We start from the raw sequence: 15,870 nt of genomic DNA on the forward strand, positions 1-15,870 counted from the left end.
CTTTCGGACGACACTGAGACTAACGATATGGTAATCACTTGGACCAGAACGGTTAAGTAACTGTGAGTCTACAGCTGGTTACGTGGTAACACACCGTCAGCGCCGGAGGAGGCCAGGGATGGAGCCGGCCGTGAAAGTGGTGTTAGCTGGCGACGAATTTTCAGCCAGCTTACAGCACGGGCGACTTTGGAGACACATGCTCTTCGTGGCTTCAAAGCGAGCGAGAAGACTGGTGTTCTTCCAGTCTGAAGCGTCCCCACAGCAGGTGGAATCCCTGGCAGCCGCAGTGCGCCCAATTTAGCCTAATTTAACGGTGTGACTGCTTACCCACACTGTGATGAGGCCTGAGTTTTATCCTTCAACCTTTAGTCGCCATCAAAAAAAGTAGTCATCATCTGAATTTTGGCAGATGATGACTACTTTTTTGGTGTCTAATGCTGAAAAATTTGGACGTTAATAAATTGATTAAGACTCCGCTACAAACAGCTGGGGCAGTTCATGGTCGGCTAAGCTGTTAACCAATCTTCAGGTTCGTTAAAGGCCGTTTGAATCATCGTCAGTAACTGACTGACATGGTAGCCGTCTGCGACCGCGTGGTGGGTGGTCACGGAGAGGGGCATGGTCCATTTGCCATCGTGGGCGGTGAACTTACCCGCCTGAATGACAGGAAAGAAAGTCTGTAGTGGCGTAAAGGGCAGCGGCACGTAACTGGTGAAGTTGGTCCAAGGAATGCTACCAATCATGTATAAATTGGCGCTCTGAGGTTGTTTAGGTGCGGGGGTGTGCTGGTCGCCGTATGCCGCGATATCCGCACAATAATTCTGATAGAATGTCTGAAATTCCGGTTCATAGGCAGTCCACAGGTTAGAAATGGTGTGGTCGTCCTCATGAAAAATGGTGTAGGACGGATGCAGAACCTCGTAGCGCACAAGTTGGTCATTTTCCCTGCCGATGCGAAATTCGGGGAATCTAGTCAATACTTTAGAGACCAAGTAAAGGTAAGCGGGATTGAACTTGTATCCATGAGTTTTCAGCCAGGCGTGCGTCGCCGTGATATCGAGGTCGACGTTGACGGTAAATCCAGTTGGCATCATTTTTGTGAAGTAGTAAAAGTAGTCGCGCCGTGACCAAGTGGCGAGGTCAATCGGTGTGGTGGTTGTATTTAGTGTCATATTAGCTCCTTAATTATATGCGGGCTCACACTTGTCGAGCCACGTTTGTTTGAGTTCTTTTAATGTTTGCCGGAGGTGGTCGACGCCAGCCGTGTCTTTTTTCCAGAGAACACTGTAGCTAAAGGCGTCGGCCCCTAGTCGATTCCAGTCTCGCTGAAGGTCGGTGTCGTGGTAAAAATTACCATTCAGGTTGGTCTGGTAGTAGCCCCAGCGGTTGTGAATGTTCGGGACCACATCGATGAAGGTCTTGCCGGACTGGTTATTCTTGATTTGAATCACGCCATAAAATGTGGGGGTTGCTTTGTATTTTTGAATAAGTTCTTTATGATTCATAATTAACTTAACTCCTTGTATTGACGCGCCAATAGTCGGTCCCATCGGCAGTGCGGTCGAGATAGCCGTATTCGATCAGTGAGCGCCGCAGAATGGCATAATCGGCAAAGATTGGCTTGAGAATAGCTGTAATTTCAGCTTCCGTAAAGTGTTGGTCGCGTGGGATTTCCTGAACGATTCGTGACAGAAGGGCAACGACCGCTTTTTGTTTCTTCGGCCAGCGTTTGAGTTGAATGCCAACGCCAGAGGTTGTCAAATAGCGTTGCAGGCTTTGGTGATACTCGGACTGAGTGATGATGAAACGGTCGTCCAGACTGCCTGGCTGTTCGGGAATGGCGAGTAATTGGTCTTCGGGAGCGTTGGGGTGGTCAAAAACGTTGTCGTAAATTGCCAGATAGAGTCGTGCTTGTTTGGCTTTTTCACGGAAGGTGAATTTTTGATGGCGAACCGTGGCGGCGGCTACCTGATTTTGCTTGGCGATATCGGCATCCTTGAGGCCACTGTGAAAGGCCTCGAGCAGTTCACGTTGTTTGGCAGTTAGGGTATTGTACTTACTATCGTCGTTGATCAGGTCGGTCACCCGATGGGGATGTTCCGCGCGTACGTGGCGTCGAATCATTTGGTCGGCGGGATAAAATTTGTCGTTGGCAGCAAACACCTCGTCCGTTGCAAAAGCGGCATGGCAGGTATTGCAGATAAAAGCGGTCGGCGTTTGGTGCCATCCCTGTTTGAGTTCGGTTAACGTGAGATCAGATTGTGTCATGTGTCGGTTACTCCTTTTAGTTAGTCGGTAATTGTGAGCAATTTCCGACTATCAGTAGCCTTAGTGTACAAATGTTTATCGAAACTGTCAACAATAAAATTCTAAGTTTATTTATTTTACCAACATCACGCTAAAAAATAGCAGGCGGTTGGCCGATGACATTTTGAGCGTGTAGAAAACGTCACCAATCGCAGGAAACCGCGGTATAACAATATTTGTAAGCGGATTTCGTTGCTTCTCGCTACTGCATCGGGTAGTATGGAAATTACTTTTAAGGGGGGACGACCATGACGACACCACGTGTGATTGCAACGGATTTAGATGGCACATTTTTAAATGATGCGGGGGGCTATGATCATCGCCGGTTTGATCAACTCTTAGGGAAAATGCGGCAGCGGGGAATCCGTTTCGTGGTCGCTACCGGCGACCCATTAGACCACGCGCTAAGTCTCTTTACAGGCTTGACCAATACAGCTGAACTAACTTACGTGGTCGAGGATGGTGCCCTGATTGCCTTAGCGGATGGGACGATTTTAGCATCACGACCCATGGCAATGGTGGATTGGCGAGCCGCAGTCCGTTGGATTCAGACGGCCCCCATCATGGCAGATAACTTTTTGATTGCCTGTGGGGTCACCGCCGCGTACACCGAACTGGCTAGTGATAGTCAACGGTTTCAAGCGTCACGTGCGTTTTATCCGAGTCTCACCAGTGTTTCCAACCTCAGTACCGTGCAGGATGACATTCTTAAGCTAGACGTGACTTGGCTGCGAGATGATGTGAGTGCCCAAGAGGTCGCCTTTAACCAGAAATTCGCTGGAAAATTAAAAGCCACTAGCAGTGGGGTAGGCGGCTTTGACGTGAGTCTGCCGACCGTTAGCAAAGCGGCCGCCCTCAGCCAGTTGGGCGACTTGTGGCAGATTGAGCCGCACAAAATGGCGGCGTTTGGCGATTCGGGGAACGATTTAGCCATGCTGCAATTGGTCGGTCAGGGCTTGGCGGTGGCCAACGCAGCGCCAGAACTTTTAGCCAACGGGGCCGCGTTATCATTAACAAACGATCAAGGGGCGGTTATGGCACAGATAGAGACGTGGCTAGTTTGAGGGACTTCCGAACCGATTATTTTTTGACCCCCAACATCGTCGTTATCACGTAAAATCACTGGTAATGGGGGTGAGGGGTTATGGCACAAATTAGTCCATTAGGGGAGTATCTAATCGGATTAGAGATTAAATGGCATCGCAGTCGGCAAATGAACGCAATTTACCGATCGTTGAAACTCGTCTTTCCAGTCATTCTCCTCGGGAGCCTGGCGGACTTTTTTGATAGCGCTTGGTTACAGAAGACGGGTTATTACTATCAGACTTTGGGCGTGAGCCAGTGGGGGTGGCCACTCAAGGTGTTACGGGCTTACTTTCGCCTGGTCAGTGCTGGTACACTAGGATTTGCGGCTATCTTGCTGGCTTTTGCTGTGAGTTTTTACTTAGTCGCCGCCGTCACGCCGCATGCGACCGATCGGTTAATTGCCGGCATGACGGCCGTGATCAGCCTGAAATTTTTCAACGTGGACCGCGCCTCAGTGCTAACGTTAAAGCCCGTGCAATGGCTGTCGACGAATCTGGGAATTCAGGGTGTCTGTATTGGTATCTTGATGGGACTGCTAGTGGGTGACGGTTATCGCTGGTGGCTACAGCGCGAATCAACGGTTGAAGAGAATTTACCGCGAACACTGACCATTACCAGTGGTTGGTTGCTACTCATGGCGGCGTTAGGCCTGTTGTGGATCAGCACACAGACGGTGGGACTGAATGTGGCCTTCGCCAGCATCGTTCGCTGGCCGTTTAAGTTGCCACATTTTATTCTGGGTCTGTTGGGATTCAGTACGTTAAGTAGTATGTTCCAGTGGTTAGGCGCACTGGGACCATTGACGGCTGGAAGCGGTCAAACGATTGAAACGGCGCAGAACTTAGCGGCCGTGTTGACCCACAGTGGGTGGCAATTGCCTCATCCAGTGACGTTACACACGATTGTGACCGCTTATACGACCATGGGCGGAACGGGGATGGTTTTAGCCCTCCTGCTCGCTATTTTTCTCAGCAAGCCGGACCCTCTGCAACGGCGAATCGGCTGGCTGAGTGCGTTGCCCACACTGGGAAATCTGAACACGCCACTACTAGTGGGGTTACCAGTGATGTTCAGTCCCATTCTAGCCATTCCTTTTTTGACGGCACCACTGGCCTGCACCGTTATCAGTTGGGCTAGCGTGCGCCTACAACTCGTTCCGGCGGTGGCCTATCCCCTTGCGAACGGGACACCGGGGCCCTTGATTGCTTATCTGGGAACCGGTGGCAGTTGGGCAGCGCTAGTCTTGGCGTTTATTAACCTTGGCATCAGCACCGCCATTTATTATCCGTTTGTGAAGTGGTTCCAACTAGCACGAAGGGGTGAGTAGGATGAGAAGGATGCGAACATTGCGTAGTTTCTGGCTGATCTTAGGGGCCATCTTCTTGCTGTGCTTACCCGGATTCATTTGGCGCCCCCATCAAGAAGCTCATGTCCGCGCAAACTATCGTAGTATGATTGCACCGGTATTTTTGGTGCCGGGGTCCAGTGCGACACAGAATCGCTTCAACGCGTTAGTCAAAGAGTTGAATAAAAATTCGGGAACCAAGCACAGCCTTTTGCGGGTGGAAGTTATGACGAATGGCACGCTGAAATACTCTGGGGCCGTTCGGCAAGATGACATGCGGCCTTACATCGTCGTGGGGTTTGAGAACCGTCACGATGGTGCGACTAATATTGAAAAGCAAGCAAAATGGTTTGGTATTGCTTTTCGTGCTTTACAGAAGACGTATGGTTTTAATCACTTCTCGGCAATGGGGCACTCCAACGGTGGCCTGGTATTAACCCTATTCATGGAAGATGAATTGGCGGCCACACGCGTGCATGCTGACCGGTTGCTGACGATTGCTTCGCCATTTAACTTGGAGGAGCAGGATGCGACAGTCGACACGCCGCTATTTGAGCGACTTTGTGCCAATCGTGATCGGTTGCCGAAACAACTGGTCGTCTATTCGATTGCGGGGAGTAAGACCTATACAGGGGACGGAATTGTGCCATTCGACAGCGTCAATCGCGGCAAGTACATCTTTCAAAATCAGGTCAAAAACTTTACGCAGATGACGGTCACCGGAGCGAATGCCAATCACGCTAATCTTCCGGAAAATCAGCAGATCGTTAGTCTGATTCAGCAGTATTTACTTTGAAACAAGTGAGTTGTGTCCGCCTGATCTGACGCCGTAAATTTGCCATAACTATCCTAGAAACGCTGTTTATTTCGGTAACGGTTACGTGTAAACTAGACAGTGAAACGGAGGTCAATGACGAATGATTAAAATGATTGCGCTCGACCTAGACGAGACTTTACTCAACACGGATAAGACTATCAGTGAGGCCAACGCAGCTGCACTACGGCAGTTACACACGGCAGGGATTAAGGTGGTACTGTGTACTGGACGGCCAATTAACGCCATCTGGGGATATCTCGAGCAACTGGGGCTAACGACCGCAGAAGATTACACCATCACGTTTAACGGGGCGTTAGTAATTCAAAATACCACGAAGGAAGCCTTAGCCCAGAGTGGTCTGAGTCGCAATGACTTTAAGCCCCTCCATGAATTTGCGGCGGCTCACGGCTATCCTTTAGACGTGTTAGACTTCGATCAGGTTTATCCGGTCGCAGATCTCGCTAAGTCAGAATATCAACGGATGTTGAAGGCGCCTATGACATTTACGCCAACGCCCTTTAACGAGTTACCGGACCACTTGTTCAGTAAAGCGGTGATGGCAACGGCGTCGACAGTTTTAGATGACGTCGTGGCGAATCTGACGCCGGCCATGCGCGAGCAATATCACGTTGTTCGCTCACAGCCTAAGATTTTAGAATTCTTAGCAGCGGATATGGACAAAGCTGTGGGATTAGGCCAACTGCTGACACACTTTGGCTGGGATTTCAGCAATCTGATGGCGTTTGGTGATGCGGAAAATGATCTGGGAATGATCAAGGCTGCTGGCGATGGAGTCGCGATGTTAAATGGCCAACCGGAAGTCAAGGCTGCTGCCGACCATATTACCCCTAAGAGCAACAATGAGGCGGGAATTGCGGCTTATCTGGAACAGGTCTTTACGGAACTCAAAAATTAAAGCAGGCATGTCGCTTGTGTTTGAACAATGCCTATGGCAGTATGTAAACAGATGAGCGGATGAATTAAAGGGAAGATTTGAAGGAGGATTTTTGGTATGAAGCGTTTTTGGATTAAGTTAGGATTGGTCGTCATGGCTGTGGGGACGTTAGGCGGCGTGGTTTCACCAAGCGTTGCCAGTGCTAAAACGAAAGCCAAACCAACTTTTACGAATACGGATTTAAAGCGTTATTACAAGAGTGACAAATCAAAGACAGCCTTTTACTTTAAGACTTACAAGGCCGCCAATAAGAAGACCGGCCAAATGCTGATCTTCGGCGACTTTGGGACTACGCCAAACGTGAAGTACGGGGTGCCAACGTCCATTAAGCTTAGCAAGAACAAGCGGACGCTGACGACCAAGTATAAGCTGATCAAGTTCACGACGACTGATGGCCAGACGACAACGTCATTGACTAAGACGGTCTACACGTTCAAGTTGACCAAGAAGACCAGTACGACCTTTACCACTAAGGTAACGGGGAGTAAGGCTAATCGGCGGTTAGGCACGACCGGCAAGACTTACACGTACACTAAGGTCAAGAAGAGTCCCGCTGAAGCGTACGCTAAGAAGTACGTTAAGCCAACGTTGTACAAGCAATACTTAAAGGCCTTTGCGGATTCTGGTGCTTTGACTGAAGAACAACAAGAAGAATACGCCACGAAGTATGCCGATCAAGGGGTAACCACCATGGTCAACAACTTCAACTACAAATCATAATTAGTAGATTCAAAAACGCCGTCACGATTGTCGTGGCGACGTTTTTTTCAGGGTTTAAACTGAACTGCTAAAGAAAGATATTCAGTGTGGGTAAGCAGTCGCACCATTATAAATTAAGCGCACTATGGCTGCCAGAGATTCCGACTGCTGTGGGGACGCTTCAGCCTAGAAGAACACCAGTCTTCTCGCTCGCTTTGAAGCCACGAAGAGCATGTGTCTCCAAAGTCGCCCGTGCTGTAAGCTGGCGGAAAATTCGTCGCCAGCTAACACCACTTTCACGGCCGGCTCCATCCCTGGCCTCCTCCGGCGCTGACGGTGTGTTATCAAGACAACGGTTGTAAACCACAGCTACCTAGCATTTTTGAATTCGACTGATAACAACCGTTACGGTTACTATCAAAGTCGTCCGAAAGCACAATGTAAGCCGAGAGGTCGGCAGATATGAGCTCAGGCGCGTCGTTCTACTTAGTCAGTAAGTGATCTGCTTACTGGCTTAGTAGAAAACCAAGCTTGTAGACTCGTGACCTTCGAGGCTTCAAGTTGTGTTCGCACCGATTCAGCTCATATCTGCCGGCCGGTAAGGCGACCAGACCACCAAGTTGCCTACTTTTAGAGCTACGGTTGTTGGTAGAACAGGCATGAACCGTACTTTGGAGCTTTCAACCTTTAGCTGAACTGGAAACTCACTTCCCAAATCATGGATGACGGGTCCAGATCGACCAAGTTTGACATTTTTAGCTCGCAAAGATGCGAATGGCCCGGTAGATGTTGTACAGATAGAGGCCAATGCTAATGAGAATGAGCAGCGCGGTTACTAGGAAACTGCCGCCGACTAGTAGGCGACTGTCGACGCTGGTGAAAATGGATAAGCCGCCTAAGCTTAACATGAAGACAATGAAGCTGATAAAGGGAAGTAGCTGGAGGAAAAGGGCATGCCGCGCTGACCGGCGAATGTCTGGCGCTAATGGGGTAAATGCACTAGTGATGAGGACAAGTAGCGGAAACCCAACGGGCATGAAGATGACACTAAGATAATTAAGACCGTTGATGACACGGTGTTCGGGTTGAATGGTGGGGTGCAAGGCAGCCACCTCCGTTTCATTAAGATTGTTTCTATACAGTCTAGGGGATTTCTCAACCAGAGTAAAGCTATTCGACCATAACCGTACAAAAAAGGCGTTCGCCTGGCGAACGCCTTTTCTCTGAGGCATAAACCGTTTTACCACCACGGATTAACCGCTGGCCCATCCACACAGGATGGGGGTAGCGGTCAATCAGGGGAGATCATGTCGATTTAAGTCTACTTGTTAGCTTTGAACAGAGCAGTTAAGTAGTTCATGAAGACCTTGAGGTAACGGTCCTTGTCGACCATTACGGCAACCTTAACGTTCGTAGGTTCGTTCAGACGGTTATCGTCACCGATAGTCCGGCCGTAGGTTTCCTTGTTGTAGTTAACCACCATGTTCAAGTCAATCGTGGTAACGAAGCTAGGGTCCAAAGCAACCCCAACAGCTAGTGGGTCATGCAAAGCACAGCCACCCAAGTTGTCGTTGAATTGCTTGTAGGCTTCGATGTAGTAGTCAACGATGTCGGCAAACTTTTCACCGGCAACGGTGCCTAAGTCACGCCATTGTTGGGTTTCCTTCTTGGTTAAGAGGGTCCGCAACGTGACATCCAACCCAACCATAGTAGAGTGAAGTGGGCTAGTCAAAACGGCGTTAGCGGCTTCAGCATCTTGGTTGATGTTGGCTTCAGCGTAAGCAGTAACGTTACCAGGCATGGTCAGGGCACCACCCATGAAGGTCATATTGCCGATTTCGTGGGCAATTTCTGGGGCCTTCTTCAAAGCAGCAGCTAAGTTGGTCATTGGACCAGTTGGAACTAAGGTCAGATCCTTACCGTACTTATGTGCAGCGTCGATGATGAAATCAACACCGGATTCTTTTTCGATGGCACGGGTTGGTTCTGGCAATTCAACTTCACCGATCCCGTTTTGACCGTGAATGTTTGCACTAACTTCCATGCGGTCGAAGTGATCTGAAGTTGATGAATGACTTTCACCTAAGTATACTGGAATGTCGGTATGGCCCAATAATTCCAAAATCTTCAATGCGTTTTGGCCACCGGCTTCAACGACAACGTTGCCGTAAGAGCCAACGATCCCGATTAAGTCGACATCAGGAGCACCTAATGCGTAAGCGATTGCAAGTGAATCGTCAATACCAGTATCCAAGTCCAAAATCATTTTGCGTTTTGCCATGATATATTGTCTCCCCTTTGATTCTTATTTAAGCTATAAAGCCTACTCTAACTATAATGTAACTGGTTACATTTAGCAAGCTCACTCGCACACCAAGTTGAAGCTGACCCGACTTCAAGGTAAGATAGGGAACAGGTTTAACGGGCATTGTTGGCTAGCCATGGCCTGAAAAAAATAATTGATGGCGCTAGTGGGTACTCAGAGAAGGCTGGAAGTTGGGCGTCAGATGGGACCGACAGAAAAAATAGTCAGTCCAGCTAGCCGGCAAGCTGGGCTAATTAACTTGCTCAGCGTCATACTTGGTCGGTGCCTTTGCTCGTCAAATTAGGGATGAGAAAAGTTTAGTCAGTAAGTACACTTCTTACTGACTTAGTCGAAAACGTAGACGCGGGTCTTGCGAGACTTCAAGTGGTGTTCGCACCACCTGCCAGCCGGTAAGGCGACACAACTACCAGGTTGCCTAGTGTTGGCGGCAATGTTGTGGTGTGAACAGGTATGACCGGTGTTACGTTAACTAAATTAAAAGAAGCGATGAAGGGGGATTAAGGTAATGGCCGATAAAGAGACCGTAAAACCGTTCAAGCGACGGTTTCAATACCATAATCATTTATTAGATGATGCAACCAAGGAAATGAACGAGTGGACTGGTGAGAATAAGGTCGTCGAGATTCACTTGTTCTCCATGTTTACAGAAGTTTTTAAGCCGCACGACCTTGATGATGCCGAGGCCTTATTTATTGTCGGCACCAAAGAAACCACGCCCTCACTGGAAGCCGTTTCGGCGGCACCAGTGAAGCCCTGGCTATTTTCACGGGTCTTTGCGTTGCTCGGGGCCAGTTTTGTCTTACTGGCCATGTTGTTTCTGGTCTTCCGCAGTAACAATGCGGTTCCTGGCATGATTTTCATCGGGTCGTTGACCGTACCATTTGCCCTGTTGATCATGTTTTTTGAAATTAACGTTTTCCGCAATATTTCGGTCTATCAGTTAATGACGGTCTTCTTGGTCGGCGGGATTCTTTCCCTGGTCGCCACGATGATTTTGTACTCCCTGATTCCATCGGGAAATGGGACCTCGTGGGAGTCGGCGTTGATCGTTGGCTTCATTGAAGAGACCGCCAAGATGCTGGTGATTGCAGCCTTCATTAATCGGTTCCATCTGAACTATATTTTTAATGGCTTATTGGTGGGAGCTGCTATTGGCGCCGGGTTTGCGGTCTTTGAGACGGCCGGTTACACCGGTCAGTACGGACTGGTCACATTACTGATGCGCAGTTGGCAAGCCATCGGCACCCATACGATTTGGTCAGCAATCATGGGAGCCGCGATTATTTTGGCTAAAGAGGGCCATCAACCCGTGACTAGAAGTAGCATGGTCAAGCCGAAATTTCTACGCTTCTACTTGCTAGCAGTGGCCTTGCACGCCATCTGGGATTGGAACGCGCCCTTTGCGTTGCTCGACATTCTTTACCTCCAGCAGTGGCTGTTGATTGCCATCGGGTGGGTCGCCATCTTCGTTTTGATCAATGCCGGTCTGCGTGAAGCGCGGACGTTACAGGGGCAGCGTATCCTCAAACGCACTCAGCTGGGCGGATAGAGGAAACGAATGACTTTGACATCGAGTTGGGGATTTTCATGTAATAGAGAATGCTGCGTTTGCCAAACGGGGCCACGGACCGCTTCATAGTGGTAACTGCCAACGCGGCCAGCGACCAGCCGCCGCATGGGGGTGACCGTGTTCGCTGGGACCTCGCTGTCGTTGCCCACATTTTCGATTTCACCGGCTAAATTAAGAATGTGCAGTTGCGGATAGTGGTACCTTAGCGGCTGGCGTTCGGGAAAATCGGCACCAATGCAGACCAAGCGGCTAACGGTTACGGGCGCTTGGGGCCGGTGATTCAAATAGTCATAGGCAATCGTTCCCCCCGAGGAGTGGCCGACAAAGTTGACGTGGGTGATGCCGTAGCGGTCGTGGAGTTGGTCAAGCACGGTGATCAACTGACGCGACTGGCGCAGAGCGTGCGTGTTATCCTTAAAGATAACGGGAATGAGCGCGTTCGTGGTGATGGCGTGATGCTGTTGCCAGGTGACCCGACCGTTCTGACTGACGTGTGCGGTTAGAGGAAATGACGCAAGGTGGGGTCGGTCTAGGCTTAACACCATACTGCGCATGGAGAGCCAGGCACCACTATTTCCCGGCAAAAAGAGGGTCGCCGTGTGGGTCTGGGGGACGCGAACTTGGTTCATAACTTGCCAACGACTGTGCCACCACCACCCGAGACCGCTCAGTACAATTAAAATTGTCATTAAAACGGTGAGACCGCGACGATGCTTCACGGTGACCACCTCCTAAAAATTTAGAATGGAGTCTTTGATCATGACGGAAAATTACGATATTACCATTGTTGGTGGCGGCCCTGCTGGCATGTTTGCGGCCTTTTACGCTGGTATGCATAATGCCAAGACACAGGTCGTGGAAAGTCTTGCGGAACTCGGTGGTCAAATCAACGCGTTGTATCCTGAAAAAACGATTTTAGACGTTGCCGGCTTACCAGCGGTTAAGGGCCGTGATTTAGTCGCCGCTCAGCAAGAACAGCTCAAGCAATTTCCGTTAACGATTAAGACGGGCGCAGCTGTTACCAATATTACACCGAATGAAGCGGGCTTCACAGTCACGACAGCTAAAGAGACGAGCCAGACGCGTGCCGTCATCATTGCGGTGGGAAATGGTGCGTTTACGCCCCGGAAATTAAACGTGGCTGGGGCGGATGCCTTTACCGGTAAGCAGCTTTTTTACAGCGCGCGGGACTTGGAAACGTTCCGTGATCAAAACGTGATGGTTGCTGGCGGTGGCGACGCGGCGATTGACCAAGCCTTAATGTTAGAGCCGGTTGCCAAATCAGTGACGTTGCTTCACCGGCGCGCACAGTTCCGTGGGTTGGCACACATGGTCGACCTCTTGAACGCGTCCACGGTCAACGTGAAGACGCCATACCTGATTCGGGACCTGCAGGCGGCTGGTGACCAACTCGATGTTATTTTGAAGCCAGTGGGCGCCGACGCGGAGCCGGTCCATCAGATTGTTGATAAGTTGGTCGTGAGCTACGGGTTCACCGCCGACCACCACGCCTTGGATGCTTGGGACGTAGATTTGGCAGAAGACCACCGACTGATTGCGGTGGACAGCACTATGGCCACCAATGTTGACGGAATCTACGCCATTGGTGATGGGGTCATGTATCCTGGCAAACAACCGCTGATTGCAACGGGGTATGGTGAGGCGCCCGTCGCAGTTCAAGCCATCATGAGCAAATTTTTCCCAGATCGTCGGGGTCCGGTTCACAGTACCTCCCTGACCACTAAACAATAGAACAGTTTCGGCTAAACACCAAAGAAGCTGACCCTTCGATTTAAAGATCGAACGGCCAGCTTCTTTATATCCCCAGCAATCGAATGTTAGAAGCGGCTGATACAATAGCCACCCCAATATTGTCTAGGTTGTCCGCCTTACCGTTCACCAAATTTGGACCGGAACGCGGTGGGCAGGACGGTCAAAGCCTGAGGAGCGGTCTTTGACCTCGCTTTGAGCCGGAAAGTTCACTGTCTCAAAGTCGCCATTTTTCAAGCAGATCATTTGAAAAATCCCACGGCTAGGTCCAAATTTGGCTCACTCTCGGCTACGTGACCGATTAGCAATTATGGTAGCGGATAGCGGGATTTAACCGTAGCGAACTTTAACAGCATGTTACTGCTAAGAACGAACGTAACCGGAGGAGGCCAGAGATGGAGGTAGCTGTGACGACGGTGTTGACCGGGTTGGGCTTTGACGCGGTCTACAGCGTGGGACGCGTTTGGAAACTGACGACCCTTGTCAGGTTTCAAACCGAACCGGAGGACCGCTTCTCAGGCCGCAGGTGGTCCCCACAGACGCCGGAATCTCTGGCAGCCGCAGGTGACCTCCTCGACTATTTAAATTAACCAGCACTGTTAGCTAAAGTGAGTAGAGACTAAAAAGTCGCCCAGCAAGAGCTAGGCGACTTTTGTAGGTGCTTATTTACCACTGGTGTCATCTTGGTTGGTGATCTTGATCCGGTTGGAATCGGTCGTCTTGTGGCCGAGTTCAGGTGCGTTCGTTTTGTAGAACGGCTGCGTGGATTTGTCACCATTTCTGGAGAAGAGGCTGGTTGATTTCAAGCCCAGTTTCTTCTCGAGCTTCTCTTCCTTTTCGAGACCGTCGGAGTAATTGTAGTCCGATGGGTCGACATCCGTGAAGCCCTTAGGATGGAAGAAACGCAGGAGGTTCTTTTGGTTGAGCGAGTCGGAGAAATTCAACCCTTGATTGACGTGCTTTTGCATCTTATCGATTTTTTTCTTTAGCGCGCCAGTGGGGTGAATTTCTTGTTGTGTCTTGTTACTATAAATACTGCCATCGACCGAAGTGTAATCTGGGCTGACCCAGTCACGGTTACGGAAAGCGACGACCTGATTGTGTTCCTTCGAGAAGAGGTCAGTCCCGAATTGAATGTACTTCTTAGAGTTCATTCCCATCAGGTGCATGAGGGTTGGCAACACGTCGATTTCACCGCCGTATGTGTGTTCAACTTTCCCTTTCTTGTAGCCAGGCATGTTAAACATCAACGGGACCCGCTGGAGTTGTGCGTTGTCGTAATCGTCCCAATCGTCGGGGTTGACGCCCAGTAATTTCGCTAGACTCTTATTGGAAGAGTTGGAAATGCCATAGTGATCCCCGTAGATCATGACCAGTGAATTCTTAGCCAAGCCGGATTTCTTCAGGTAGGCGTAGAATTCCTTGATGGACTGATCGAGGTAGTGGGCCGTCTTGAAGTAGTTGTCAACAGTCTTATCACCGGTATTCGGCGTCTTAAAGCTCGAATCTTCCTGATCAAGGGTGAACGGGAAGTGGTTCGTGACAGTCAGATATTTCACATAAAAGGGTTGTTGTAAATGCTGCAGGTACTTCACGGAATCGTTGAACAATAGCTTATCCTTTAAGCCATAACCCAGCGATTTATCACCAGAAGTATCGTAGTAGCTGGCATCGAAGAAGTACTGATAGCCAAGATTCTTGTAGGTATTGCTCCGGTTCCAGAAGCTGGCAACGTTCCCGTGGAAGACCGCGGTCGAGTAACCAGCTTGATCAAAGATCGCCGGTGCCGCCTGGAAGGTGTTGTCATTTCCCAGTTGCGTAAAGAGCGATCCCTGTGGTAGCCCAAACGTCCCGGTTTCCAACATTGTTTCGGCGTCGGAAGTCTTGCCTTGACCGACTTCATGGAAGAAGTTGTCGAAGCTATACGTGGACTTACTCTTATAGAGTTTGTTCAGGAACGGCGTGACTTCTTGGCCGTTGATCTTCTTGTTGATCAAGAATTGCTGGAAGCTTTCTAGGTGAATAATGATGACGTTTTTCTTCTTGGCAACGCCGTAGAGTTTCTTGTCTGGGGCGGCGTAATTTTTGTGCACGTATTTGAGAATACCGGTCAACTCAGACTTCTTGGCGTGTGATCGGAGTTCGCTGGTGTGACCAGACTTGATGCCATCGTAAACGGTGAAGGCATCGAGTCCCAGGTATTTTACCACGTAGGTCCGGTCAAACGTCCGCGTCAGGAGTTGTGGGCGATCCATTTCCCCCAGCGTCAAGTTGACGGAGAACGCTAATAACGCGGCTGAGGTGACGGCTAGGCCCACCCGTTTGTTAACGGGACGCGGATCAATGTAGATGCGCCGTGTTGCAATGAGCGCGAGCACGACGACCAGGTCGAGCCAGAATAAAATGTCATGCGGTGAGGTCAGTGCCAGCGAACTACCAGACAGCCCCTGGTCAACCTTGGAATAGCCCAGCACCGTGCTAACGGTCATGAAATCGGTGAATTCCCGGAAATAGATGACGTTTATGTACAGCAGCAGGGTGTTGAGAATATCAATTAAAAATAAAAAGGGATAAAAGAACCGTGCCCGCTTGAAGTAGAGGGCTAACCCGAAGAGCAGAATAGTCGTTGCGAGGGGGTTCAGTAAGAGAATCAGAAACTGAAATGGATCGCTTAAATTAAGCTTGAAGTCGACGAAATAGGCGACTAGAGTTTTTAGCCAAAACAGGACGACCATTAAGGTCACAAAGCCCATCCGGGTTCCTGTCCTGGCCCAGATCCTTTTGAAACGTTCCACGATATTTCGCTCCTTCATTAACACCTGTAATCGTCTCATTTTACCATAGATAGATTAACTATCCTAAAAGCTGGCCACCTTAGGATGATTGGCCAAACCGCAGTTGCCGCGATTGTTACCAATCGGTCAGCCTAGCTAATCGACCTATGGATAATAAAAAAGACATTTTGTCTATCCTAGCAAACAACCGCCTGTGCTGG

General features: G+C 49.8%; 15 protein-coding genes. 8 read left to right on the top strand and 7 right to left on the bottom strand.

What is annotated here, in order from left to right; genetic code table 11:
- Positions 1-506: 506 nt before the first annotated feature.
- The 3 genes from FAY32_RS01370 to FAY32_RS01380 are packed head-to-tail and all read right to left on the bottom strand — an operon-like array spanning position 507 to position 2,268.
- A complete protein-coding gene (locus tag FAY32_RS01370) occupies positions 507-1,172 on the bottom strand; it encodes a chloramphenicol acetyltransferase (protein WP_143461558.1) in 666 nt (221 codons plus the stop codon).
- 9 nt (positions 1,173-1,181) lie between these two features.
- On the bottom strand, positions 1,182-1,505 hold the full coding sequence (locus FAY32_RS01375; RefSeq protein WP_143461560.1) for a GIY-YIG nuclease family protein: 324 nt from the start codon (positions 1,503-1,505) through the stop codon (positions 1,182-1,184).
- A gap of 7 nt (positions 1,506-1,512) precedes the next feature.
- On the bottom strand, positions 1,513-2,268 hold the full coding sequence (locus FAY32_RS01380) for a DUF2087 domain-containing protein (protein WP_143461562.1): 756 nt from the start codon (positions 2,266-2,268) through the stop codon (positions 1,513-1,515).
- 287 nt (positions 2,269-2,555) lie between these two features.
- Between FAY32_RS01380 and FAY32_RS01385 the strand changes: the two genes are divergently transcribed.
- The 5 genes from FAY32_RS01385 (at position 2,556) to FAY32_RS01405 (ending at position 7,230) form a co-directional block, all read left to right on the top strand.
- A complete protein-coding gene (locus tag FAY32_RS01385) occupies positions 2,556-3,371 on the top strand; it encodes an HAD-IIB family hydrolase (RefSeq protein WP_143461564.1) in 816 nt (271 codons plus the stop codon).
- 80 nt (positions 3,372-3,451) lie between these two features.
- Positions 3,452-4,720, top strand: coding sequence for a PTS transporter subunit EIIC (locus tag FAY32_RS01390; RefSeq protein ID WP_143461566.1), 1,269 nt, complete (start codon positions 3,452-3,454; stop codon positions 4,718-4,720).
- 10 nt (positions 4,721-4,730) lie between these two features.
- A complete protein-coding gene (locus FAY32_RS01395; RefSeq protein ID WP_143461568.1) occupies positions 4,731-5,534 on the top strand; it encodes an alpha/beta hydrolase in 804 nt (267 codons plus the stop codon).
- A gap of 121 nt (positions 5,535-5,655) precedes the next feature.
- Positions 5,656-6,471: a Cof-type HAD-IIB family hydrolase gene (locus FAY32_RS01400; RefSeq protein ID WP_143461570.1), complete on the top strand. Its 816-nt coding sequence runs from the start codon at positions 5,656-5,658 to the stop codon at positions 6,469-6,471.
- A gap of 96 nt (positions 6,472-6,567) precedes the next feature.
- Positions 6,568-7,230 carry a hypothetical protein gene (locus FAY32_RS01405; RefSeq protein ID WP_143461572.1) on the top strand — a complete coding sequence of 221 codons (663 nt, stop codon included), beginning with the start codon at positions 6,568-6,570 and terminating at the stop codon, positions 7,228-7,230.
- A gap of 734 nt (positions 7,231-7,964) precedes the next feature.
- On the opposite strand, the gene FAY32_RS01410 is transcribed toward FAY32_RS01405, so the two are convergent.
- On the bottom strand, positions 7,965-8,312 hold the full coding sequence (locus FAY32_RS01410; protein ID WP_143461574.1) for a hypothetical protein: 348 nt from the start codon (positions 8,310-8,312) through the stop codon (positions 7,965-7,967).
- Positions 8,313-8,530: 218 nt separating this feature from the next.
- Positions 8,531-9,490 (bottom strand): nucleoside hydrolase, encoded by a 960-nt coding sequence (locus FAY32_RS01415; RefSeq protein ID WP_143461576.1) that lies wholly within the window; start codon positions 9,488-9,490, stop codon positions 8,531-8,533.
- Between the two features lie 550 nt (positions 9,491-10,040).
- Between FAY32_RS01415 and FAY32_RS01420 the strand changes: the two genes are divergently transcribed.
- Positions 10,041-11,084, top strand: a complete 1,044-nt coding sequence (locus tag FAY32_RS01420) for a PrsW family intramembrane metalloprotease (RefSeq protein ID WP_143461577.1) — start codon at positions 10,041-10,043, stop codon at positions 11,082-11,084.
- Here the strand turns inward: FAY32_RS01420 and FAY32_RS01425 are convergent.
- Positions 11,069-11,824, bottom strand: coding sequence for an alpha/beta fold hydrolase (locus FAY32_RS01425; protein ID WP_143461579.1), 756 nt, complete (start codon positions 11,822-11,824; stop codon positions 11,069-11,071). The genes FAY32_RS01420 and FAY32_RS01425 overlap by 16 nt on opposite strands.
- A 40-nt stretch (positions 11,825-11,864) precedes the next feature.
- Here FAY32_RS01425 and FAY32_RS01430 point away from each other — a divergent pair, with 40 nt between their 5' ends.
- Together FAY32_RS01430 and FAY32_RS01435 are read left to right on the top strand one after the other, a co-directional pair.
- Positions 11,865-12,857: an NAD(P)/FAD-dependent oxidoreductase gene (locus FAY32_RS01430; RefSeq protein WP_143461583.1), complete on the top strand. Its 993-nt coding sequence runs from the start codon at positions 11,865-11,867 to the stop codon at positions 12,855-12,857.
- A gap of 413 nt (positions 12,858-13,270) precedes the next feature.
- On the top strand, positions 13,271-13,465 hold the full coding sequence (locus FAY32_RS01435) for a hypothetical protein (RefSeq protein WP_143461585.1): 195 nt from the start codon (positions 13,271-13,273) through the stop codon (positions 13,463-13,465).
- Positions 13,466-13,537: 72 nt separating this feature from the next.
- On the opposite strand, the gene FAY32_RS01440 is transcribed toward FAY32_RS01435, so the two are convergent.
- The gene (locus tag FAY32_RS01440; protein ID WP_143461587.1) at positions 13,538-15,688 is read right to left on the bottom strand and encodes an LTA synthase family protein; all 2,151 of its coding nucleotides are present in this window, start codon (positions 15,686-15,688) and stop codon (positions 13,538-13,540) included.
- Positions 15,689-15,870: the final 182 nt, after the last annotated feature.

The sequence above is a fragment of the Levilactobacillus enshiensis genome (genome assembly GCF_007115095.1).
GTDB lineage: Bacteria > Bacillota > Bacilli > Lactobacillales > Lactobacillaceae > Levilactobacillus > Levilactobacillus enshiensis.

Excerpts from the sequence above, each read along its gene's own strand:
- FAY32_RS01370 (WP_143461558.1), bottom strand. The coding sequence starts at position 1,172 with ATGACACTAAATACAACCACCACACCGATTGACCTCGCCACTTGGTCA.
- FAY32_RS01375 (WP_143461560.1), bottom strand. The coding sequence starts at position 1,505 with ATGAATCATAAAGAACTTATTCAAAAATACAAAGCAACCCCCACATTT.
- FAY32_RS01380 (WP_143461562.1), bottom strand. The coding sequence starts at position 2,268 with ATGACACAATCTGATCTCACGTTAACCGAACTCAAACAGGGATGGCAC.
- FAY32_RS01385 (WP_143461564.1), top strand. The coding sequence starts at position 2,556 with ATGACGACACCACGTGTGATTGCAACGGATTTAGATGGCACATTTTTA.
- FAY32_RS01390 (WP_143461566.1), top strand. The coding sequence starts at position 3,452 with ATGGCACAAATTAGTCCATTAGGGGAGTATCTAATCGGATTAGAGATT.
- FAY32_RS01395 (WP_143461568.1), top strand. The coding sequence starts at position 4,731 with ATGCGAACATTGCGTAGTTTCTGGCTGATCTTAGGGGCCATCTTCTTG.
- FAY32_RS01400 (WP_143461570.1), top strand. The coding sequence starts at position 5,656 with ATGATTAAAATGATTGCGCTCGACCTAGACGAGACTTTACTCAACACG.
- FAY32_RS01405 (WP_143461572.1), top strand. The coding sequence starts at position 6,568 with ATGAAGCGTTTTTGGATTAAGTTAGGATTGGTCGTCATGGCTGTGGGG.
- FAY32_RS01415 (WP_143461576.1), bottom strand. The coding sequence starts at position 9,490 with ATGGCAAAACGCAAAATGATTTTGGACTTGGATACTGGTATTGACGAT.
- FAY32_RS01420 (WP_143461577.1), top strand. The coding sequence starts at position 10,041 with ATGGCCGATAAAGAGACCGTAAAACCGTTCAAGCGACGGTTTCAATAC.
- FAY32_RS01430 (WP_143461583.1), top strand. The coding sequence starts at position 11,865 with ATGACGGAAAATTACGATATTACCATTGTTGGTGGCGGCCCTGCTGGC.
- FAY32_RS01435 (WP_143461585.1), top strand. The coding sequence starts at position 13,271 with ATGGAGGTAGCTGTGACGACGGTGTTGACCGGGTTGGGCTTTGACGCG.
- FAY32_RS01440 (WP_143461587.1), bottom strand. The coding sequence starts at position 15,688 with ATGAAGGAGCGAAATATCGTGGAACGTTTCAAAAGGATCTGGGCCAGG.